The organism is Blastococcus sp. SYSU D00922, from assembly GCF_054050495.1.
Genome location: NZ_JBJGZL010000002.1, coordinates 298985 through 320341, shown reverse-complemented (window position 1 = coordinate 320341; position 21357 = coordinate 298985). Strand labels below are relative to the sequence as shown.

Sequence of the window (21357 nt, the reverse complement as noted above, 5' to 3'; positions counted from 1 at the left end):
CTCTCCGCACAGGCCGTCCGCCCCGCACAGGAAGACAGCAACCTCATGACCAGGAACTTCCCCGACTCCGTCGACGTCGCCATCGTCGGCAGCGGCCCGTGCGGGGCGGCCTACGCCCGCATCCTCAGCGAGCGGTGCCCGTCGGCGACGATCGCGACCTTCGAGGTCGGCCCCCTGCTGGCCGACCCGCCCGGCGGGCACGTGAAGAACATCGTCGACCCGGTCGAGCGGGCCCGCGCGCAGCGGCTCTCCGAGGGCCCCGCGCCGCTGGACGCCGGCACGCCCACCGACACGATGGACGGCTACGCCGACGAGGCGCCCCGGCTTGTCCGCCCCGGGACCTTCCTGCTGGCGACCGGCTACCGGCAGGACGGCGAGGACGGGCTCCCGGGCGCCGCGATGTCCAGCAACGTGGGCGGGATGGGCGCGCACTGGACCGGCGCCTGCCCCCGCCCCGGCGACAGCGAGCGGATCCCGTTCGTCCCCGACCTCGACGAGCTGCTCGCGGAGGGGGAGCGGCTGCTGTCCGTCGACGCGCACGCCTTCGACGACGCGCCGTTCGCCGACGAGGTCCGCAAGCGCCTGAGCGGAGCCCTCGACAGCGGCCGGGACGACGACCGACGGGTGGGCTCCATGCCGCTCGCCGTCGTCCGGCACGAGGACGGCCGCGTCACGTGGTCGGGCTCGGACGTCGTCTTCGGGGACCCGACCCGCGGCAACCCGAACTTCACCCTGGTGCCGGAGGCGCTGGTCACCGAGGTCCTCGTGGACGGCGGCCGGGCCACCGGCGTCCGGGTCCGGGACCTCCAGGACGGGAGCGTCCGCGAGGTCGCGGCCCGGTTCGTCGTGGTCGCCGCCGACAGCCTCCGCACGCCCCAGCTCCTGTGGGCCTCCGGCGTCCGGCCGCGCGCACTGGGCCGCTGGCTCAACGACCAGCCGCAGACCGTCTACGCCGTCCGTCTCCGCGACGTGTCACCGGTGCCCGAGGCACAGGTCGACTCCCGCGACGAGCCGGAGATCGTGCCGCAGAGCGGCGTCAGCTGGGTGCCGTTCACCGACGACGACCCCTTCCACGGCCAGGTCATGCAGCTGGACGCCTCGCCCGTCCCGCTGGCCGACGACGACGAGCCCACCCCCGGGACGATCGTCGGACTGGGCTGGTTCTGCGCCAAGGACCTCCAGGAGTCCGACCGGGTCGAGTTCGACGACACCGAGGTCGACCCGTACGGCATGCCGGCGATGGCTATCCACTACCGGCTGACCGAGGCCGACCACGCCTCGATCGCCGCCTCCCGCGAGGCGGTCAAGCGCGCGGCGGCGGCGCTCGGCGAGCCGCTCGACGACCGCGAGCCGCTGACCTTCCCGCCCGGGGCCTCGCTGCACTACCAGGGCACCGTCCGCATGGGCGAGACCGACGACGGGACGTCGGTCTGCTCGCCGGCCTCGCGGGTCTGGGACGTCGACGGCCTCTACGTGGCCGGCAACGGCGTCATCCCGACCGCCATCGCCTGCAACCCCACCCTCACGTCGGTCGCGCTCGCCGTCGCCGGCGCCCGCGACATCGCCGCCCAGCTCACCACCACCGAGGAGTGACCGTGCTCGACCACAACGTGATCCAGGGACGGGGCTTCCGCAACGTCGTCGAGGGCGGCCGGGTCACCGGTTTCCAGTTCGAGCTGCGCCAGCCCAACTACCGCGGGACGGCGGCCAGCCTGCTCGACGGCGTCGGCGTCGTCGTCGACGGCGAGCGCATCCCCGACCACGTGCCGCTCTGGACGCTCCAGGGCCGCACCTTCACCCTCGACGAGCTGCGCGCCACCACCGACGTGCGCTGGCAGCTCGACGAGCCCGCCGTCATCACGGTGCCGAAGCCCGGCGGCCTCGCCACGGGCGTGCACCGGCTCGAGGTCGTCGTCTACCTGCGGCGGCCGTACTTCCCGCCGGCGGTGTCCCGGACGACGTTCACCGCTGCGGCGACCGGCGTGATCGTGCCCCCGGCGCCCGAGGGCGGGCTGAAGTTCGGCGTCTCGACCTACAGCTACACCGGGGACATCTACACGCTGATGTCCCTCGAGGACGTGCTCGCCGACGTGGCCGACCTCGGCGCCACCGGCATCGAGATCCTCGGCGAGGGCAACATCCCGCACTACCCCGCGCCCGACGCCGCCTGGATCGACACCTGGCACGGGCTGCTGGACCGGTACGGGCTGACCGCGACCAACTACGGGTCCTGGATCGACACCACGATGTGGCGGGACCGCGACCTCACCGCCGAGGAGGGGGCTGCCCAGCTCCAGCTCGACCTGCGCCTGGCCGCGCAGCTCGGCTTCACCTCGGTCCGGCCGAAGTTCGGCGTCACCTCCTGGGAGCTCGACCCGCACCCCATCTGGGAGGGCGTGGTGGAGCGGTCCCTGGACCTCGCCGCCGACCTGGACGTCGTCATCTGCCCCGAGATCCACGCGCCGACGCCGATCAAGCACCGGGCCACCCAGGGCTACGTCGACTTCATCGAGCGCACCGGCACCAAGCACTTCAAGCTGCTGATCGACACCGGCATCTTCAACACCGAGCCCGTCCTCGAGCTGTCGGAGGAGATCGAGGTGGAGGACGGCGAGATCCCGATGCACCTCCGCCCGCTCGCCGTGCCGATGGCCGACCTGGTCGAGGTGCTGCCGCACGTGCACTTCATCCAGGCGAAGTTCGCCGAGGTGGACGACGACCTGAACGACCTGCACGTGCCGTGGGGGCAGATCATCCCCACCCTGCAGGAGGCGGGCTGGTCGGGCTGGCTGTCCAGCGAGTACGAGGGACGGCGCGACCCCTACCGCGGCCGGGACCAGGTCCGCCGTCAGCACGCGCTCCTCCGCACCCTGGCGGCCCGCCGGTGAGCGACGTCCAGCGGCCGGTCATCCCCGGGTTCCACCCCGACCCGAGCGTCTGCCGGGTCGAGGACACCTACTACCTGGTGACGTCGAGCTTCGAGTACGCGCCGGGGGTGCCGATCTTCCGGTCCACCGACCTGCGGTCGTGGGAGCAGATCGGCAACGTGCTCGACCGCGCCTCGCAGCTCGACGTGTCGTCGGCCGGCCCGTCCGGCGGCATCTTCGCCCCGACCCTGCGCCACCGCGACGGCCGGTTCTGGATGATCACCACCAACTGGTCCGACGAGGGCGGCCAGCTGCTGGTGTGGGCCGACGACCCGGCCGGACCGTGGTCGGAGCCGGTGCGCATCCCGTCGGCCATCGGCATCGACCCCGACATCGCGTGGGACGACGACGGCACGTGCCTCATGACCTATGCCGGGTTCGGGCCGCAGGGCGGTGAGGGGATCGTCCAGTCGGCCATCGACCCGCTCACCGGCGAGGTGCTCACCGAGCGCCGGTGGATCTGGTCGGGTACGGGCGGGAAGTTCCCCGAGGGCCCGCACCTGTACCGGATCGGCGAGTGGTGGTACCTGCTGGTCGCGGAGGGGGGCACCGAGAAGGGGCACGCGGTGACGATCGCCCGCGGGCCCTCGCCGCAGGGACCCTTCGAGAGCAACCCGGCGAACCCGATCCTCACCCACCGCAGCACCGACCTGCCGGTGCAGAGCACCGGGCACTCGGACCTCGTGCAGCGGCCGGACGGCACGTGGGCCCTCGTCTACCACGGCGTGCGCACGCGGGGCTCCAGCCCCGAGTGGCACGTGCTCGGCCGCGAGACCTTCGCCGACGAGGTGGTGTGGGAGGACGGCTGGCCGGTGCTCACCGATCACCTCGAGCCGGCATCGGGACCCGATGCCGTGTGCCGTGAGGAGCTGACCGGGGCGGTGCTCCCGCCGGCCTGGGTGGCCGCCTCTCGCTTCCCGTCGGAGGTGGTCGGCCGTGAGGACGACGGCTGGCGCGTCACGGCCGCCGGCGACGAGCCGGTCTTCGTCGGGCGCCGTCAGGAGCACCTGTTCGCCCGGGTCCGGGCGCGGCTGGACGCCGGGGGGACGGGTGGCCTCTCCGTCCGCATCGACCCCCGGCACTCGCTCGACCTGGAGGTCGCCGCCGGTGCCGTGCGCGCCGTGTGGGCGGTGGGCGACGTCCGTCACGAGCTCGGCCGCGCTGAGCACTCCGGGCCGGCCGAGCTGGAGCTCCGCATGCTCCCCACCGAGGGGCACGAGTTCTCCACGGCTCGTGGCCCGGACCGCGTCGTGGCGGGCCTCGTCCGCGAGGGCGGGTTCACCGAGCTCGGCCAGGTGGACGGCCGCTACCTCTCGACCGAGGTCGCCGGAGGCATGACCGGCCGCATGGTGGGGGTGTTCTGCACCGGGGGCAGCGTGCTGCTCCGGTCCTTCGAGTACGAGGGGGCCGACGACCCGGCCGTGGTGGGGGGCGGACCGGCCGGCCCGCGGCCCTGGGCCGCGTGACCGGATGACCCTCCGTGTCGGGCTCGTGGGGGCCGGCCCGTGGGCGACGGCGGCCACCGGGCCGATGCTCGCCGCCGGGCCGGCCACCAGCCTGGCCTGCGTGTGGGCGCGTCGCCCCGCCGCGGCCGCCGAGCTGGCGGAGCGGCTCGGTGTCCCGGCCGCGCCGTCGTTCGACGCCCTCCTGACGGCCTGCGACGCCGTCGCCTTCGCGGTGCCGCCCGACGTGCAGGCCGAGCTGGCTCCGGTGGCGGCCGCGGCCGGCCGGCACCTGATGCTGGAGAAGCCGCTCGCGTTCGGTGTCGCGGCGGCGGAGCGCATCGCCGCGGCGGCGGACGCCGCGGGCGTCGTCACGCAGCTCATGCTCACCAACCGGTGGACCGACGCCGTCCGGTCGTTCCTCGCGGACGTGCGCGGCACGGCCCCCCGGGTGCTCACGGCCGAGTTCGTCGGCAGCAGCGCCTGTCCGGGTTCGCCGTTCGCCACGCCGTGGCGCCGTCCCGACATGGCGCTGCACGACGTCGGCCCGCACGTGCTCGACCTGGTGGAGGCGGCAGCCGGACCTGCGGCGGTGGTGCACGCCGGCCGGGCGGGCGCGGTCACGGCCCTGACCCTGGAGCACGACTCGGGGGCGCTCAGCCACGTCACGGTGTCGATCGCCACGCCCGGCGCCCGCGGCCCGCTGCGGTGCGAGGCGGTCACCGACGCCGGCCGGATCGTGCTCGCGGACCCCGGGGCCGAGGACCGCAGCGTGATCGGGCGGCGGATGACCACGGCGTTCGCGGAGGCCGTCGCGGACGGCGGGCCGACCCTCGCGGACGTGCACCGCGGGGTCGGGTTGCAGCGGCTGCTGGCCGCTGCGGAAGAGGAGCTGAGGACGGCGTGACCGCAGAACCCCGGAACGACTTCCTGGCGCGCCACCTGCCGCCGCCGGCGCCGGTGCGCCGGGACGACGGCGTGCGGCACCACGCGGGCGCCGTCTACGCGGCCGTGCCCGGCTACCGAGCGCTCGAGCTCGACGTGTGGGTCCCCATCACGGAGAACCCACCGCCGGTCGTCGTCTGGGTCCACGGTGGGGCCTGGATGTCGGGCAACCGGCGGCTCCTCCCGCCGGGTCTGCGCCCCGGGCAGCTCTTCGAGGAGCTCCTCGACGCGGGGCTGGCGGTGGCCACGATCGAGTACCGGCACGCCCGCGAGGCCGCGTTCCCCGCTCAGCTGCACGACGCCAAGGCCGCCGTTCGCTGGCTGCGGCACCACGCGGAGACCCTGGGCGTGGACCCGGCACGACTCGGGATCGCCGGGGAGTCGGCCGGCGGCCACCTGGCCGCGCTCGTCGCACTCACCGCGGGTCGTCCGGACCTGGAGGGTGACATCGGGGTGGTGGGGCCGTCGAGCCACGTGGACGCCGTCGTCGACTGGTACGGCGTGTCCTCCGCCGAGGCCATGCCGGAGTTCGAGCTGCCGCCCGAGGTCGCCGCGGTCCTGCCGCCCGACGCTGCAGTGCCACCCCTGGACGTCCTGCTGGCCGGGGCGGACGACGCGACGCGCATCGCGGTGAGTCCGGTCGCGCACGTCCACGCCGGCGCGCCTCCGTTCCTGCTCGTCCACGGCACGGCCGACACCGTGGTCCCGTTCGAGCAGAGCGAGCTCCTGGCGTCGGCGCTGCGCCAGGTGGGCGCCGACGTCCGGCTCGAACCGGTGCCCGGCGCGGAGCACGGCTTCGACGGCTGTGCCGACGCCGACGGCGTCGTCCGCCGGACGGTCGAGCACCTCGCGGCCGTGCTGCGTCCGTCCGCGGGGGCTCCGCCCAGGTGACGCCCCGGCACAGGAGCGCGGTGCTGGCCATCGCCTGCGCGGTGGCGCTGATGACGGTGCTCGACGTCTCCGTGGTCACCGTGGCGCTGCCGGCCGTGCGGGACGACCTCGGGCTCTCCGCGAGCGGGCTGCAGTGGGTGGTGAACGCCTACGCCCTCACGTTCGCGGGCTTCCTGCTGCTCGGCGGGCGTGCGGCGGACCTGCTCGGCCGCAAGCGGGTGTTCCTCTTCGGGCTGGTGGTCTTCACCGGCTCGAGCCTCGTCGGCGGACTCGCCCAGGAGGGCTGGCAGCTGGTGGGGGCCCGGGCGGTGCAGGGCCTGGGCGGCGCGGTGCTCGCTCCCGTCACCCTCAGCCTGCTGACGACCACGTTCACCGATCGGGCGGAGCGGGCTCGGGCCCTCGGGATCTGGACCGCCGTCGCGGGCCTCGGCGGGGCACTGGGCGGCGTCGTCGGCGGCGTCCTCACCGGACTGCTCAACTGGCGGTGGGTGCTGATCGTGAACGTGCCGATCGGTGCGGTCCTGCTCGCCGCCTCCGTCTGGGCGCTGGTCCCCAGCCCACGGCAGCCGGTGCGGGGGCGGCTGGACCTGCCCGGATCGCTGGCGGTCACCCTCGGCACAGCCGGTCTGGTGGCCGGGATCATCGCCGGCGAGGAGTCGGGCTGGGCGGCCCCTCGGACGGTCGCCCTGCTGGTCGGCGCGGTGCTGGCCCTCGTCGTGTTCGTGCTGGTCGAGCGGCGTGCCAGGGCGCCACTCGTACCGTTGTCGATCTTCCGCATCCGTTCCCTCGTCCTGGCCGACGCCATCTCGCTGCTCACCGGTGGCGTGCTGCCCGCGAGCTTCTTCTTCCTCTCCCTGTACCTGCAGGAGGTCCGCGGCATGGGGCCGCTCGCCGCCGGGCTGGCGCTCCTGCCCCCGGCAGTGGGCATCAGCCTGGGTGCGCGGATGGCCCCTCGCCTCATGCGCCGCCTGGCCGACCAGGCGGTGTACTTCACGGGCGTCGCCTTGACCGTCCTCGGGCTGATGTGGCTGTCCCGGCTGCCGGTCACCGGCGACGAGGCCCTGCACGTGCTCCTCCCGTCCTTCGTCGCCATGGTCGGCTTCGGGCTCTCCGGGCTGCCCCTGACGATGGCCGCCGTCGCCGGGGTCGGCGACGACCGCGCGGGCCTGGCATCCGGGCTGCTCAACGCCTCGCGCCAGATCGGGGGCGCGGTGCTGCTGGCCGCGCTGGTGGCCGTCGCCTCTGCCGTCGCTGCCGGCGATCCCGCCGGCGGGCAGGAGGCACAGGCCCACGGGTACGGCACGGCACTGCTGGTGGGCGCCGGTCTCGTGACCCTGGCGGCCGCTCTCGGGCTCGGCCTGCCGCGACGAGCAGCAACCACCACGGCGAGCGAACCGGAGAGGGTCGCGGCGTGAACCTGGAGGATCTGTGGCGCGGTTTCGTCTCGCCCCCGGACGACGCGCGGCCCCGGGCGTGGTGGCACTGGATGGACGGCAACGTCGACCCCGAGGGCATCCGGCTCGACCTCGAGTGGCTGCACCGCGTCGGCGTGCGCGGCGTCCAGCTGTTCGACGGCGGGATGGGGACGCCGCTCGTGGTGCCCGAGCGGGTGACGCACGGCTCCGCTGCCTGGTCGGACGCCGTGCGCCTCGCCGCGGAGACCGCCCGGGAGCTGGGGCTGGAGTTCGCCGTCGCCACGTCGCCTGGGTGGAGCGCGGCCGGCGGCCCCTGGGTCGAGCCGGCCGACGCCATGAAGAAGATCGTCTGGTCCACGACCGAGGTCGAGGGCGGCCGGGCGGTCGAGCAGCCGCTCGCCCCGCTGCCCGACGTCGCGGGCCCGTACCAGGACTGCCCGCGGTGGGGCGCCGATCCCGGCGCGCACCAGTTCGCGCAGGACTGGGCGGCCGTCGCCGTCCCCGCCGGATCCATGCCGGGCGTCCTGGTGCCCGCGTCGGTCGTGGGCTCGGGGCCCCTCGACGGCTGGGGCCCGCTGGTCGACGGGAGCTTCGGCCCCACCGTGTCCCTCCCCAGGGATCCCGACGGCCCCTCGGCGGCATGGCTCGAGCAGGTCTTCGACGAGCCGGTGACCGTCACAGCCCTCACCGTCGGGTTGCCCGGGCCGCGGGGTTTCGGCGCCGCACCGCCGCCGTCCGCGCGGCTGGAGGCCTCCGACGACGGTGCGCACTACCGGCCGGTGGCCGACGTCGAGGTCGTCGAGGACCCGACCGGCAAGGCCGTGCCGGTGCGGACCGTGACCTTCCCGGCCGTGACCGCCCGCCGGTTCAGGCTGGTGCTGACGGGCGAGAGCGCCGCGGCGGCCCTGCCCCGGCTGGGCCAGGGGGTCCGGCCACCGCCGGTGTTCCGCCGGGCGGCGGAGTTCCTGGTCTCCGAGTTCGCGTTGTACCCCGGCGGACGGGTGCACCAGGCGGAGGTGAAGGCCGGCTTCGCGGCCGCGCCCGACTACCACGCCCTCGACACCGTGACGACGACGTCCGCGATCGACCCGGACGACGTCCTGGACGTGACCGCCCGCGTCGGCGCGGACGGCGTCCTGCGGTGGGACGCACCGCCCGGCAGGTGGCGGGTGCTCCGCTTCGGCGCCTCCCTCACCGGCCAGACCAACGGGCCCGCCGCACCCGATGCCACCGGGCTGGAGGTCGACAAGCTCGACGCCGCGAAGGTCCGCCGGTACCTGGCGACCTACCTCGGGCTCTTCGACGGGGTCGGGCTGGACGCGCTGCTGAGCGACAGCATCGAGTCGGGGCCGCAGAACCACACCGACCTCCTGCGCGAGCGGTTCACCGAGCTGCGCGGCTACGACCCGGTGCGGTGGCTGCCGGCGCTGGCCGGGCTCGTGGTCGGCGACGCCGACCGCACCGACCGCTTCCTGTGGGACCACCGGCGGACCATCGCCGACCTGGTGGCCTCGGAGTACTACGGCACGGTGGCCGCGGAGGCGCACGCGCGCGGCCTGTCGTACTACGCCGAGGCGCTCGAGGACCACCGCCCCCAGCTCGGCGACGACCTGGCGATGCGCAGCCACGCCGACGTCCCGATGGGCGCCATGTGGGTCTTCGACGCCGGAACCGAACAGCCGTCGCCGACCTACCTCGCCGACCTCAAGGGCGCGTCGTCCGTGGCGCACGTCCACGGCAAGCAGTTCACCGGCGCCGAGTCGATGACGGCGTTCCACCGCCCGTGGAGCTACACCCCGCGGCGCCTCAAGCACGTCGCCGACCTCGAACTGGCGCTGGGCGTGACGCGCTTCTGCATCCACACCTCGCCGCACCAGCCGGTGCAGGTCCCGCCCCCGGGCATCGGGCTGGCGCCGCACCTGGGGCAGGCGTTCGTCCGGACCGAGCCGTGGGCCGACCTGGCCGGGCCGTGGATCGACTACTTGGCGCGGTGCTCGTGGCTGCTCAACCAGGGGGTGCCGGCCGTGGACGTCGCGGTGTTCGTCGGCGAGGAGGCGCCGGTGACGGCGCTCTTCGGCGGGGCACCGGACCGGACCGTGCCGCCGGGCTTCGACTTCGACTACGTCGACCTCCCGGCGCTCGAGTCACGCGTGGAGGTCTGCGACGGCGAGCTGGTGGCGGGGAAGACGCGCTACCGGCTGCTGTTCCTCGGGGGCTCGAGCGCCCGCATGACCGTCCGGGCGCTGCGCCGGCTCGCCGCGCTGGTCGACGCCGGCGCGACGGTCGCCGGGGCGCGGCCGGTGAGCTCGCCGTCCCTCGCCGACGACGAGGTGGAGCACGCCCGGCTCTGCGACGCGCTGTGGGGGAGCGGACGGGTGCTCGACGCGGACGTGCCGACGGCGCTGCAGCACCTCGGGATGCGGCCGACGCTCACCGTGGAGGGTGGCGAGCTGCTCCGGATCGGGCGGCGGACCGCGGCCGGTGAGGTGGTCTTCCTGGCCAACTCCGCGCCGGAGCCGGTGACCGTGACCCTGCGGCCGGCCGTCGAGGGACCGCTGGTCTCCTGGGACCCGGTGACGCTGGTCCGCCGGACCCTGCCTCGGTCGGGCGGGGAGCACCGGCTGAGGCTGCCCGCCCTCGGCTCGGTCGTCCTCCTCGCCGGTGGCGCCCTCGACGGACCGCCGTCCGGACCGGCTGTCGAGCTGGTGCTCGACGGCGAGTGGGAGTTGCGGCTGCCCGGCGTCGTCTCCACCACCCTGGCGGCCGGGCAGGTGCCGTGGACCGACCTGGGACCGGCGGCCGCCGGTTTCGCCGGGGTCGGCACCTACGCGACGGCGCTCCACCTCGACGAGGACCCCGGGGATGCGGTCGCCGTGCTCGACCTCGGTGCCGACGTCGGGGACCTCGCCCGCGTGCGGGTCAACGGCGCCGACCAGGGCGTGGTCTGGACCGCGCCCTGGCAGGTCGACGTGACCGGCGCCCTCCGCCGCGGTGCGAACAGGGTCGAGATCGACGTGGCCAACGCCTGGATGAACCGGCTGATCGCGGAGGCGGCAGCCCCGACGGGGGAGATCTTCGGCCCGGTCGCCGGGGTGTACGAGGCCGACGCACCCGTGCGGGTGTCGGGGCTGACCGGCCCGGTGACGCTGCGGCTCTTCCGCTGACGCCCGGTCAGCGCCCTCCGCGCAGGTCGCGCGCGACTGCCCGCCCGGCCGCGCGGGCGTCCAGACCGATCTGGAAGAGCAGCCCCTTCAGCGGGTTGGAGATGCCGACGAAGCGGAGCCCGGGTGCTCCCGGCGCGGTCCGGGCGCCCCTGACCAGCGGGCGTCCGCGCTCGTCGAGGACGCCGAGGTGGCCGACGACCGGCTCGAGCCCGCAGGTGTAACCGGTCGCGGCGATCACCACGTCGGGCCGCAGCCGGGTTCCGTCGGCCAGGACGGCGTCGCCGTCGGCGAAGCACTCCAGCGCGACCACGGGGGTCACCCGGCCGGCCTTCAGGGCGTCGATCAGCCCGACGTCGATCGTCGGCGTCACGCCGGTCGCCCGCTGCTGGGCCACCACGCCTCCCGGCGCGGCGGGCAGGCCGTAGCGGGTGAGGTCGCCGACGAACCGCCGCTGGAGCAGCCGGTTGAGCGGGTCGGCCAGTCGGGCCGGGGTGACGTCCAGCGAGATGCCCAGCAGCGTGATGGGCACCGGGCCGAGCTGCCGGGGGATGACGTTGGGCGGGGTGCGCACTGCCAGCCGCACGGTCGCCGCACCGCCCTCGGCCAGGTCCGCGGCGATCTCCGCGCCGGTGTTGCCGGCGCCGACCACCAGCACGTCCCTGCCCCGGAACGGCTCGGGGTTGGCGTACTCCGACGCGTGGAGCAGCGTCCCGCCGAACGTCTCGGCCCCGGTCCAGGTGGTCCGCAGCGGCTCCGAGTTGTAGCCCGACGCCAGCACGACCTGGGCCGCCCGCAGGTCGCCGTCGTCCGTGCGGGCGGTCCACACCGGCCCCTCCCGGTCGAGCCGGCGCACGGTCGTGCCGAACCGCGGCGCGATCCCGTGGTGCGCCGCGTAGTCCCCGAGGTAGCGGACGACGTCGTCGCGGGCCACCCAGCGGCCGTACGCCCGGGGCATGCGCAGGCCGGGGAGCGCCGACTGGACGCGCGGGGTGTGCAGGTGCAGCCGGTCGTACCGGGCCCGCCAGGAATCGCCGACCGCCTCGCCGCGGTCGACCACGAGGGGCTCGACCCCTCGCTTCCGGAGCACCGCCGCGACCGCCAGACCCGCCGGGCCCGCACCCACCACCAGCACCTGCTCCGTCATGGCGGGTCACTCTGCCGGTGGGGGACGGCGGCGCGCCACCCTCAGGAGGTTCCGGTCCCGAGATCGGTTGCACGCGACAACCTCGGGTAGCCCCGACCCGGCACACGGTCGGGAAGAGGGAATCGGTGGCAGCAACGCAGCGGCAGTCGGACACGCACGCCCACGGTGGAGGTGACGAGGGGGCGGACCCCCGTCGGTGGAAGGCCCTGGCGGTCTGCCTGGTCGGCGGCTTCATGGTGCTGCTCGACGTCTCGATCGTGAACGTCGCGCTGCCCTCGATCCGCGAGGGGCTGCAGGCCTCGGAGAGCGAGCTGCAGTGGGTGGTCTCGGGCTACGCGCTCACCTTCGGGCTGCTGCTCGTCCCGGCGGGCCGGGTGGGTGACGTCCGCGGCCGGCGGACCATGTTCGTCGCGGCCCTGGGGCTGTTCTCCCTCGCGTCCCTGGCCTGCGGCCTCGCGCCGACCAGCCTGACCCTGGTCATCGCCCGGCTCGTGCAGGGCCTGGCCGGCGGCCTCCTCACGCCGCAGATCAGCGCGCTGATCCAGCAGCTGTTCCGCGGCCGGGAACGGGGGACGGCGTTCGGCCTCTTCGGCACGGTGGTCGGCGTCTCCACGGCGGTCGGCCCGCTGCTGGGCGGCGCGCTGATCGCCGTGTTCGGCACCGACCACGGCTGGCGGTGGGTCTTCCTCGTCAACCTGCCGATCGGGCTGGCCGCGATGCCCCTGGCGTGGAAGCTGCTGCCGCCACCGGACGAGGGGCAGCGCCGTCGGCACGACTACGACCCGCTGGGCGTCGTCCTGCTCGGCGCCGGCATCGTCGCGCTGCTGCTCCCGCTGGTGCAGGAGCGGCAGTGGGAGGGCTCGGCGAAGTGGCTGCTGATCCCCGTCGCCGCGCTGCTGATCGGTGCGTTCATCGCCTGGGAGTTCCGCTACACCCGCCGGGGCAAGGAACCGCTGGTCGACCTCGCGCTGTTCCGCCTGCGGTCGTGGTCCTTCGGCGCGTCGATGATCACGTTGTTCTTCGCCGGCTTCACCCCGCTGTTCTTCGTCTTCACGCTGTACCTGCAGACCGGCCTCGGCTACAGCGCCCTGGAGGCGGGCCTGGCGATCACGCCGTTCGCGGTCGGCTCGGCGGCGGCCGCCGCTCTCGGCGGGCGGGTCGTGCACCGCTTCGGGCGCTCGCTGGTCGCCGTCGGGCTGCTGCTCGCCGCGCTCGGCTTCCTGGGGACGCTGCTCGCCGTGCACCTCGTCCCGGACAGCGGCACCGGCTGGGCGACCCTGGCCCCGCTGCTGGTCGGGGGCCTCGGCGCCGGGCTGGTGATCTCCCCGAACCAGGCGCTCACGCTCTCGCAGGTGCCGGTCGAGCGGGCCGGGACGGCGGGCGGTCTGCTGCAGGTCGGCCAGCGGATCGGCGCGGCCGTCGGGATCGCGGCCGTCGGCTCGGTGTTCTTCGCGCGGGTCGCCGCCACCCGCGGTGACTTCGCGAGCGCCTTCACCCACGGCCTGCTCGTCGCGACGGGGTTCCTCGTCGCCGCGCTGGTGCTGGCGGTGGTGGACGTCCTCGTGGACCGGTGGATCCAGCGGCGCGCCGCCGCGGACCACGTTGCGCCCGCGGAGTCGCCGGCCGGGTCCTAGTCGGTTCGAAGGACCCGCGCGCGCTCGCGCGCACCAGCCCGGGTTCGCGGCCGCGCATCGAACGGATGGAGGTACGGCTCGACGACGCTGCGACGAGCTGTGGACAGAAATCGTCAGTGGTCGAACGTAGGTTCGATCCATGCGACGGACGACCGGCACCTCCAGCTTCGAGGGCCTCCTCCTCGACTGGGTGCTGACCCGGCCGGAGCCCGATCCGCGACCGCCCGTGTGGTCGCTGGACGACGAGGGCGTCGCCGCGGAACTCGCCCGCCTCGAGCGCAACCGGGCCCGGGAGACCGCCCGGGAGGCAGAACTGATCCTGCGGCTCGCGCAGCTGCGCCCCGACACCGACGACCCGGCGCGGGGCACCCCGGGCGCGCGCAGCCGCGCCTGGCGGCGAAGCGATCCCGAGTTCCCCGGGGTGAGCGAGTTCTTCCCCGACGAGGTCGCCCATGCCATCAACCTCGGCCGGGGCACGGCCGCGTTCCGCGCCCGGCGAGCCTGGACCTGGCGGGAGAGCCTGCCGGCTACCTTCGCCGCGCTGCGCCGCGGGGACATCGACGAGCGCCGCGCCGGCGTGCTGGCCGACGCGCTGCAGCACACGCTCCCCGCCCTGGCACGCACGGTGGAGGCGGCGCTGCTGCCGGAAGCGGGTGATCTGTCGTTGGCCCGGCTGCGGGCACGCGCGCTGGAGCTGCTGGCGGAGCTGGACGCCACCGCGATCGACGAGCGCCACCGGGAGGCCAGGCGGAACGCGGACGTGCGCTGCCGGGACGCGGGCGACGGGATGGCGACCCTGGCCGTCGACCTGCCCGCCGACGAGGCGGCCGCCTGCTACGACCTGATCGACCAGCTCGCGACGATGGCCAAGGCGGACGGCGACCCGCGTCCCATCGGGCAGATCCGCGCGTCGATCCACTCGATGCGCACCCTGCGACCGGCCGATAACGGCCTGCCGGGGGTCACCGTGCATGTGGCGGTCACGGCTGCTCTCGACGGGCTCGAGGGCACCTCCGCCCGGGGCGGGGAGGTCGACGGGCTCCCCGTCACCGCCGCCCACGTGCGCGAGCTGCTCCGCCGGATCGGCGCGCTCGGCCTGACCACGCCCGAGGGCGGCTCGCTGACGTTCGCGATCACGGATCCGGACGGGCGCCTGCGGGCGACCGTCAGCGCAGCCGACCTGACCCGCCGCGCCGCGCAGGGCTGCGCCGAGCACCCGTCGACCGACTGCGACTGCCCGGTGCTCGATGCGCCGCCGGCCACCCGCACCTACGCGCCCACGGCGGCCCAGCAGCGCTTCGTGAGAACCCGGGACCGCCGCTGCCGGATGCCCAACTGCGGTCAGCGGGTCGGTTGGGCCGACATCGACCACGTCGTCGCCCACGCCGAGGGCGGGGCGACGACGTGCGCGAACCTCTGCTGCCTCTGCCGGTCGCACCACCGGCTCAAAACCTTCGCCCGCGGCTGGGCCTTCCGGCTGGACGCCGACGGCACCCTGCACGTGACCAGCCCGTCCGGCGTCACCCGCACGACCCGGCCACCCGGCCGTCGGCCACGCGATCCCGGGCCGCCGCCGTACGAGCCGTCCGACGACCCGCCACCGTTCTGACCGCCGGTCGCGCGGTCGTCCTACTCGATCAGCGCCAGCTGCTGGTTGATCTCGCGCGGGTTGGAGTCGCCGGCCACCTTCTGGAGGAACGGGGTGTGGTCGAAGACGAAGTCGCGGATCGGTCGCAGCGGCGCGGGCGCGTGGTGGAACACCTTGCCGAGCATCCAGGCCATCTGCACCTGCTTGGCGGTGTGCGGCTTGCGCGGGTCCTCGTAGGACTGCAGGGCCTCGGAGACGGCGGCGGGATCGGCGAGGTCGACCCCACGCAGGGCGACCCCGAGGAAGTAGCCGTCCTCGATCGACATGCCGGCCCCGTACGCGGCATAGGGGGACGTCGGGTGGGCGGCGTCCCCGACGAGCGTCGCGCGCCCCTTCGACCACTGCTTCAGCGCGGGGCGGTCGCGCAGCACCCAGCGCTGGACGTCGCCGGGCTCGGCGGCGGACGCCTTGAGGTCGGCCGGCGCCGGTGCGTCGGGGTCGGTGGCGGTGAGCACCCACCACTGGTGGCCGTCGCGGCCCTTGTGCCGGATCGACGTCCAGCTGCCCTGCGTCGTGCGGCTGTGGGTGAGCACGCACTTGTTCGGGATCGTGCCGTCGACCTCGGCGAAGGTGAAGCCGCCGAAGATGTGCAGCCGGTGCTCGCGCTTGGGGGCGTCGCCCCAGAGCGTGCGGCGGACCAGCGAGTCGATCCCGTCCGCGCCGACCAGCACGTCGTGCTCGGCGGTGCTGCCGTCGGCGAAGTGCAGCGTGACCGCGCGGTCGTCCTGCTCGATCCGCTCGACCTGCTGGCCGAACCGGATGATGCCGGTGGGGATGGCGGCGAGCATCCGCTCGTAGAGCTCGGGTCGCAGGAGGCCGATGAAGCCGCCCCCGAAGGCCTGCTTCACGTCCTCGTCCAGCTTGACGTCGACGCGGACCTTGCCCCGCACGTTGCGGAACTCCGAGTGCGTGGGTGCCCCCAGGTCCTCGGTGTCCACGCCGAGCGCTCGCAGCGCCTTCAGGGGCGGGGGCCAGAGGTTGAGGATGTTCCCGGCGGGCCGGGCCTCTCGGTAGCGCTCGTAGACGACGACGTCGTGGCCCGCCCTGATCGCGCCGAGGGCGGCGGCCATGCCGGCCGGCCCCGCGCCCAGGACGGCGACGCGGCCGCGGGGGGAGGGTGAGGAAGGGGTCATGGGGGCACCTCGACATCGACGATGGGACCGTAGTGAGCGCTACAGTTAGCGAGAAACTGTAGTGTGCGTCACGGTTCTGTCAACCGTCGGGGAGGATGGGCACGTGGATGCCGAGCTCGAGGTGCGCCCGCCCAAGCAGCAGCGCAGCAGGGAGGCCTGGAACCGGGTGCTCGACGCCGGCGTCTCCCTGCTGGAGGACGGCGGCTACGACGCCTTCACCATCGCGGCGCTCTGCGACCGGGCGCGGGTCGCCCCGACGGCCCTCTACGCCCGGACCACCAGCAAGGACGCGCTCTTCCTGGCCGTGTACGAGCACGGCATCGGCCGCCTCCTCGCCGAGCAGGAGGTCTTCGACGACGGCGGCAGGTGGGCCGACCTGGCTCCGGCCGAGCTGGTGCGCACGGCGGTCGCGGAGATGGTCGGCATCTCGCTCCGCCACCAGCGCTTCCTCGGCGCGATCGTGCTGCTGTCAGCGGCGCACCAGGAAGTCCAGCGACGGGGGGACCGCTACGCGCGGGAGCTCGGCGACGGCTTCACCGCGGTGGTCCTGGGAGCGGGCTCGGCGATCACGCACCCGGACCGGGAGGCCGCGGTCCGCTCCTGCTTCGGCACCGTGTTCGCCGCGGCGATGATCCGGGTCGCCTACGGGCCGGCCTTCGCGACGCCCGCCCCGGTGGACGACGAGGCATTCGTCGCCCACCTGGGCGAGACGGCGGTGCGCTACCTGCTGGCGGACCCGCCCGGCTGACCGGCTCAGATGGTGTGCAGCTGGTCGAGCCAGGTGATCTCCCAGGCGTTGCCGTCCGGGTCGGTGAAGCTCCCGGTACGGGTGGCCTCGCCGTCCTGGACCGGCTGCCACTCCCGGCCGCCGGCGGTGAGCGCCTTCCCGAGGAGGTCGTCGACCTCGTCCCGGGAGTCGACGACCAGCCGGTGCACGACGGTCGTCGCCTTCCCCGGGTCGCCGACCTCACCGGGGACCAGCTCGGCGAAGCGGTCGCGGGTGTGCAGCATCAGCACGATCTGGTCCGAGACCGTCACCGCGGCGCTGGCCTCGTCCGAGAACCGCTCGTGGACGCCGAAGCCGAGGGCGCCGTAGAAGGACCGTGCCGCCGCCAGGTCGGTGACGGGCAGGTTCACGAAGAGCATCGGCACGGCGGTCAGCGCCCCAGCTCGGCGAAGGTGTCGGCCACCCAGTCGGCGACGAAGACGCTCACGTGCGGCAGGTGGTCCAGGCCGATGTGCTCGGTCGCGCCCTCCTCGGGCGTGAAGACCCGCAGCTCGCGCTTGGGGGAGTTGACCGCCTGCTCGTACGAGCGGTGCGCCATCTCCAGCGGGATCTGCCGGTCGTTGGCGCCGTGCGCGATCAGGAACGGCACGGTGATCTTGTCGACCACGCCGTTCAGGTGGATGTCGTCGGCGAAGTCGAGGAACTCGTCGAGGTGGTGCTCGTCGCCGTCCTTGCCCCACACCCAGAGCACGTGCGACCAGTAGTGGGGGACGGGCCGCTCGCCCTCGCGCTCCTTGCGCCGGCGCTGCACGGCGCCCCAGTCGTGGTTGGCGCCCCAGGCCACGCAGAGGGCGAAGCGCTTCTCGAAGGCGGCCGCGCGGGGGGAGTAGTAGCCGCCCAGCGACCAGCCGACGATGCCGATGCGCGAGGCGTCGACGTCGCCGCGCGTCTCCAGGTAGTCCACCGCCGCACCGGCCCAGACCTCGGTGTCGATCCGCGCGGTCAGCCCCTGCAGCCGCAGCGCCTCACCGGTGCCGGGCTGGTCGAGCATGAGGCAGGAGATCCCGCGGGCGGCCAGCTCCTCCCAGTGGTTGGAGGCGTACATGTGCTCCTTGGTGGAGTCGAGCCCGTTCACCAGCACGATCACCGGGGCCGGGCCGTCGTCGGTGGCCGGTGCCTGGCTGAAGTAGGCCGGCAGCGTCGTCCCCTCGTAGGGGATCTCCACGCGGGACACGCGCGGGCTGTGCAGGTCGAAGGCCTTCTGCGCGATCTCCAGCATCCGCCGGTAGGTGGGCACCCGGTTCGGGTCCGAGTGGGCGAGCATCCGCTCCGCCTGCGCCAGGTAGTTGTTCGCCCGGAAGTACAGCTGCCCGGCGGTGCGGGTGTGCCCGGCCTTCTCGGCGTCCTCCGCCTGGGCGACGAGCTGGTCGGTGAGCGCGGTCCAGGCGCGCAGGAAGTCCGCCGTGCCGGCGTCCTCGCCGGCGTTCGCGGCGTCCTTGATCGGCCGGCAGGCGCGGTCGACCTCGTCGATGAGCCCGCCGGAGTTCAGCGTCGCGACGGCGGCGAGGTTCCAGGTGTAGGGGCCGGTGGGGAAGTACTCGAACACGGGTCGTTCCTCTCGGGAGTTGCTAGGCGGCGCGGACGGCGTCGCTGATCGACTTCACGCCGCCGTGGGCGGTCATGCCGCCGTCGACGGGGATCTCCGCGCCGGAGATGAAGGAGGCCTCGTCGCTGACGAGGAAGAGCACCAGCGGTGCCACCTCGTCGACGGTGCCGGTGCGGCCGAGTGGGGTCTCGGCGACGTTGGCGTCGCGGAACGCCGGTGCCGCCGACGCGGTCATCGGCGTCTCGACGTAGCCGGGGTGCACGGTGTTGACCCGGATGCCCCGCGGGCCGAGCTCCAGGCAGGCGGCCTTGGCCAGCCCGCGCAGCGCCCACTTGGACGCCGTGTAGGCCACGGGGAAGTGCCCCGTCAGCGCCGCCACGGAGCCGACGACGACGACCGAGCCGCCGCCGGTCATCAGGGGGGTCACCGCCTGCATGCCGTGCAGGGTGCCGGCGACGTTGACCTCGCTCACCCGCGCGAGGTCCGCGGCGCCCAGCTCGTCGAGCCGGGCCCGCCAGGTGATCCCGGCGTTGGCGACCAGTCCGTGCACGACGCCGAAGCGGGCCCGCAGGTCCTGGGCGAGCAGCCCCCGCCGGTGGCGTCGGTGACGTCGAGCTGCCGGTACTCGACACCCGGCAGGTCCTCGGCGGGGTCTGGGGTCAGGTCGCAGCCGATCACCGTCGCGCCCTCGGCGGCCAGGAGCCGCGCCTCGGCCGCCCCCTGGCCCTGCCCGGCGCCGGTGACCACGACGACCTTCCCCGCAACCCTCACGACGCGCGCTTGCGGGCCCGGGACCGAGGCCGCGCCGCGGCGACCGGTGGCAGGTCGAGGCCCTCGACGACCCGGTTGCGGATGGTGCCGAGGCCTTCGACCGTCATCTCGACGACGTCGCCGACCCGGAGCGGCGGGGGAGCGGCGTCGCCGCGAATGCCCCACAGTTCGGCGAGGCAGCCGCCGTTCCCGCAGGTGCCCGAGCCCAGGACGTCACCGGCGCGGACCTCGGTGCCGCGCGAGGCGTAGGCGATGAGCTCCTCGAACGGCCAGCCCATGTTGGAGAGCAGGTCCTGCCCGATCTCCGTGCCGTTGACCGACACCCGCATGTCGAGGCCGAGGAAGCCGTCGTCGTCCCGGTACGGCTCGAGCTCGTCGGCGGTGACCAGCCACGGCCCGAGCGTCGTCGCGGAGTCCTTGCCCTTGGCCGGCCCGAGCCGCACGGCCATCTCGCGGAACTGGAGGTCGCGCGCGGACCAGTCGTTGAGGATCGTGTAGCCGAACACGTGGTCGCGCGCCTGCTCCGGCGTCAGCGAGGCGCCGTCCCGGCCGACGACGACGGCCACCTCCAGCTCGAAGTCGAACCGCTGCGAGCCGGGGGGCACCGCGACGTCGTCGTGGGCGCCGACGAGGGCGTAGGGGTTGGTGAAGTAGAAGGTCGGCGCCTGGTACCACTCCGGCGCGACCCCCTCACCGCTCGGCGCGACCATGCCCTCGACGTGCTCCTCGAAGGCGACGAAGTCGCGGACGGTCGGCGCCTCCAGCGGCGGCAGCAGCCGCACCGAGTCCACCGGCACGGCCGGTCCCTCGAGCGCGGCGGCCCCGGCTTCCAACGCGGCGGGCAGCCCGGCCCGGACCAGGTCCAGGATCGTGCGGTCGTCGCGGAGTGCGTGCAGGCCGGCGGCTCCCGCCACGCCGGCCTGCACGCGGCCTCCGGCCTCCCAGGTCGCGAACCGCATCAGACGGGAGGAGCGACGAACAGACCCTTGTCGGGGTCGTTGAACGACTTCTGCGCGACGAACTCGTTCATGGCGTTCGCCGTGCCCCACTGGTCGGAGACCTCGGGTTTGCTGATGTCGTACAGGTGCGGGTGCCAGGTGTCCTCGTCGAGGGTCTCCAGCTCCGTCGTGTACTCGACGGTGTTGCCGTGCGGGTCGAGGAAGTAGGAGAAGGTGTTGTTCCCGGCCAGGTGCCGGCCCGGACCCCAGACCTTCTCCACGCCCGCGCGCAGCAGCCGGCCGGTGCCCCGCATGTACTCGTCGAGGCCACGCATCTCGAACGAGGCGTGGTGCAGCGAGGGGTGCGGGCCCCGGGCGATGGCCATGCTGTGGTGCCACGCGTTCGTGCGCAGGAACCACATCATGTTGCCCATGCGCGGGTGCATGAGCGTGTCCGACAGCGAGAAGGACAGGTACTTGTCGTAGAACGCGACGGTGCCCTCGGGGTCGGCGGAGTTGATGACCACGTGCGACAGGCGCACGGGGATGGACTCGCCCTCCTCGATCGTGCGGTGCTGCCGCACCTCGACGTCGGAGCTGACCTCGATGGTCCGGCCCTCGTTGTCGAAGAAGCGGAAGCCGTAGCCGCCGCCGGGGGTGTGCAGGTCGGTCGGCTCGTGCACGAGCTGCACGCCGTCGGCGGCCAGCTGCCCGGCCAGGGTGTCGACGTCGGCAGCGTTCGCGGCGCCGAACGAGATGAGGTCGATCCGCTTGTCGGTGGCCTCGCGCAGCCGCACGATGTACTGCTCCGGCGACCCCTCGGCGGCGAGGAACGCCAGCCCGGTGTCGGTGTGCTCGGGGGTGAGGCCCCAGATGCCCGAGTAGAAGTCGAGCTGCTTGGCGAAGTCGGGCACGGCGAGGTCGACGTGCCGCAGGTGGGTGATCAGGCGCTGGGTCATGGGTTCTCTGGCT

At 74.2% G+C, this 21357-nt stretch carries 18 protein-coding genes; 10 read left to right on the top strand and 8 right to left on the bottom strand.

Features of this window, described 5'->3' with window-relative positions:
- The first annotated feature begins 45 nt into the window (after window positions 1–45).
- The 7 genes from ACI78T_RS04190 to ACI78T_RS04160 are packed head-to-tail and all read left to right on the top strand — an operon-like array spanning window position 46 to window position 10784.
- The gene (locus ACI78T_RS04190; RefSeq protein ID WP_456556814.1) at window positions 46–1593 is read left to right on the top strand and encodes a GMC oxidoreductase; all 1548 of its coding nucleotides are present in this window, start codon (window positions 46–48) and stop codon (window positions 1591–1593) included.
- A 2-nt stretch (window positions 1594–1595) separates the two neighbouring features.
- Window positions 1596–2888 (top strand): C-glycoside deglycosidase beta subunit domain-containing protein, encoded by a 1293-nt coding sequence (locus tag ACI78T_RS04185; protein WP_456556813.1) that lies wholly within the window; start codon window positions 1596–1598, stop codon window positions 2886–2888.
- Entirely contained in the window at window positions 2885–4393 is a 1509-nt protein-coding gene (locus ACI78T_RS04180) for a family 43 glycosylhydrolase (RefSeq protein ID WP_456556812.1), read from the top strand. The genes ACI78T_RS04185 and ACI78T_RS04180 overlap by 4 nt, the downstream gene beginning before the upstream one ends.
- 4 nt (window positions 4394–4397) lie before the next feature.
- Entirely contained in the window at window positions 4398–5276 is an 879-nt protein-coding gene (locus tag ACI78T_RS04175; protein WP_456556811.1) for a Gfo/Idh/MocA family protein, read from the top strand.
- Window positions 5273–6205 (top strand): alpha/beta hydrolase fold domain-containing protein, encoded by a 933-nt coding sequence (locus tag ACI78T_RS04170; protein ID WP_456556810.1) that lies wholly within the window; start codon window positions 5273–5275, stop codon window positions 6203–6205. The genes ACI78T_RS04175 and ACI78T_RS04170 overlap by 4 nt, the downstream gene beginning before the upstream one ends.
- Before the next feature lie 20 nt (window positions 6206–6225).
- Window positions 6226–7620: an MFS transporter gene (locus ACI78T_RS04165; protein ID WP_456556809.1), complete on the top strand. Its 1395-nt coding sequence runs from the start codon at window positions 6226–6228 to the stop codon at window positions 7618–7620.
- Window positions 7617–10784: a glycosyl hydrolase gene (locus tag ACI78T_RS04160; protein ID WP_456556808.1), complete on the top strand. Its 3168-nt coding sequence runs from the start codon at window positions 7617–7619 to the stop codon at window positions 10782–10784. Before ACI78T_RS04165 ends, ACI78T_RS04160 begins: the two co-directional genes overlap by 4 nt.
- Window positions 10785–10791: 7 nt before the next feature.
- On the opposite strand, the gene ACI78T_RS04155 is transcribed toward ACI78T_RS04160, so the two are convergent.
- Window positions 10792–11928, bottom strand: coding sequence for a flavin-containing monooxygenase (locus tag ACI78T_RS04155; RefSeq protein WP_456556807.1), 1137 nt, complete (start codon window positions 11926–11928; stop codon window positions 10792–10794).
- Between the two features lie 125 nt (window positions 11929–12053).
- Between ACI78T_RS04155 and ACI78T_RS04150 the strand changes: the two genes are divergently transcribed.
- Together ACI78T_RS04150 and ACI78T_RS04145 are read left to right on the top strand one after the other, a co-directional pair.
- The gene (locus tag ACI78T_RS04150; protein WP_456556806.1) at window positions 12054–13562 is read left to right on the top strand and encodes an MFS transporter; all 1509 of its coding nucleotides are present in this window, start codon (window positions 12054–12056) and stop codon (window positions 13560–13562) included.
- Between the two features lie 139 nt (window positions 13563–13701).
- Entirely contained in the window at window positions 13702–15171 is a 1470-nt protein-coding gene (locus ACI78T_RS04145; protein ID WP_456556805.1) for a DUF222 domain-containing protein, read from the top strand.
- 20 nt (window positions 15172–15191) lie between these two features.
- Here the strand turns inward: ACI78T_RS04145 and ACI78T_RS04140 are convergent, their stop codons facing one another.
- Complete coding sequence (locus ACI78T_RS04140; protein ID WP_456556804.1) at window positions 15192–16343, bottom strand: FAD-dependent oxidoreductase; 1152 nt, start codon at window positions 16341–16343, stop codon at window positions 15192–15194.
- 103 nt (window positions 16344–16446) lie between these two features.
- Here ACI78T_RS04140 and ACI78T_RS04135 point away from each other — a divergent pair, with 103 nt between their 5' ends.
- Window positions 16447–17091 carry a TetR/AcrR family transcriptional regulator gene (locus tag ACI78T_RS04135; RefSeq protein WP_456556803.1) on the top strand — a complete coding sequence of 215 codons (645 nt, stop codon included), beginning with the start codon at window positions 16447–16449 and terminating at the stop codon, window positions 17089–17091.
- Between the two features lie 5 nt (window positions 17092–17096).
- Here ACI78T_RS04135 and ACI78T_RS04130 read toward each other — a convergent pair whose 3' ends face one another.
- The 6 genes from ACI78T_RS04130 to ACI78T_RS04105 are packed head-to-tail and all read right to left on the bottom strand — an operon-like array spanning window position 17097 to window position 21344.
- Complete coding sequence (locus ACI78T_RS04130) at window positions 17097–17489, bottom strand: VOC family protein (protein ID WP_456556959.1); 393 nt, start codon at window positions 17487–17489, stop codon at window positions 17097–17099.
- A gap of 11 nt (window positions 17490–17500) precedes the next feature.
- Window positions 17501–18676: an alpha/beta hydrolase family protein gene (locus ACI78T_RS04125; RefSeq protein ID WP_456556802.1), complete on the bottom strand. Its 1176-nt coding sequence runs from the start codon at window positions 18674–18676 to the stop codon at window positions 17501–17503.
- 22 nt (window positions 18677–18698) lie between these two features.
- Complete coding sequence (locus tag ACI78T_RS04120) at window positions 18699–19247, bottom strand: SDR family NAD(P)-dependent oxidoreductase (protein WP_456556958.1); 549 nt, start codon at window positions 19245–19247, stop codon at window positions 18699–18701.
- Window positions 19145–19423: a hypothetical protein gene (locus ACI78T_RS04115; RefSeq protein WP_456556957.1), complete on the bottom strand. Its 279-nt coding sequence runs from the start codon at window positions 19421–19423 to the stop codon at window positions 19145–19147. Before ACI78T_RS04115 ends, ACI78T_RS04120 begins: the two co-directional genes overlap by 103 nt.
- Before the next feature lie 20 nt (window positions 19424–19443).
- Window positions 19444–20406 (bottom strand): fumarylacetoacetate hydrolase family protein, encoded by a 963-nt coding sequence (locus ACI78T_RS04110; protein ID WP_456556801.1) that lies wholly within the window; start codon window positions 20404–20406, stop codon window positions 19444–19446.
- Window positions 20406–21344, bottom strand: coding sequence for a VOC family protein (locus ACI78T_RS04105; protein ID WP_456556800.1), 939 nt, complete (start codon window positions 21342–21344; stop codon window positions 20406–20408). The genes ACI78T_RS04110 and ACI78T_RS04105 overlap by 1 nt, the downstream gene beginning before the upstream one ends.
- Between the last annotated feature and the right edge of the window lie 13 nt (window positions 21345–21357).

Coding starts and splice junctions, on each gene's coding strand:
- ACI78T_RS04190 (WP_456556814.1), top strand. CDS start 46: ATGACCAGGAACTTCCCCGACTCCGTCGACGTCGCCATCGTCGGCAGC.
- ACI78T_RS04175 (WP_456556811.1), top strand. CDS start 4,398: ATGACCCTCCGTGTCGGGCTCGTGGGGGCCGGCCCGTGGGCGACGGCG.
- ACI78T_RS04155 (WP_456556807.1), bottom strand. CDS start 11,928: ATGACGGAGCAGGTGCTGGTGGTGGGTGCGGGCCCGGCGGGTCTGGCG.
- ACI78T_RS04145 (WP_456556805.1), top strand. CDS start 13,702: ATGCGACGGACGACCGGCACCTCCAGCTTCGAGGGCCTCCTCCTCGAC.
- ACI78T_RS04140 (WP_456556804.1), bottom strand. CDS start 16,343: ATGACCCCTTCCTCACCCTCCCCCCGCGGCCGCGTCGCCGTCCTGGGC.
- ACI78T_RS04130 (WP_456556959.1), bottom strand. CDS start 17,489: ATGCTCTTCGTGAACCTGCCCGTCACCGACCTGGCGGCGGCACGGTCC.
- ACI78T_RS04110 (WP_456556801.1), bottom strand. CDS start 20,406: ATGCGGTTCGCGACCTGGGAGGCCGGAGGCCGCGTGCAGGCCGGCGTG.
- ACI78T_RS04105 (WP_456556800.1), bottom strand. CDS start 21,344: ATGACCCAGCGCCTGATCACCCACCTGCGGCACGTCGACCTCGCCGTG.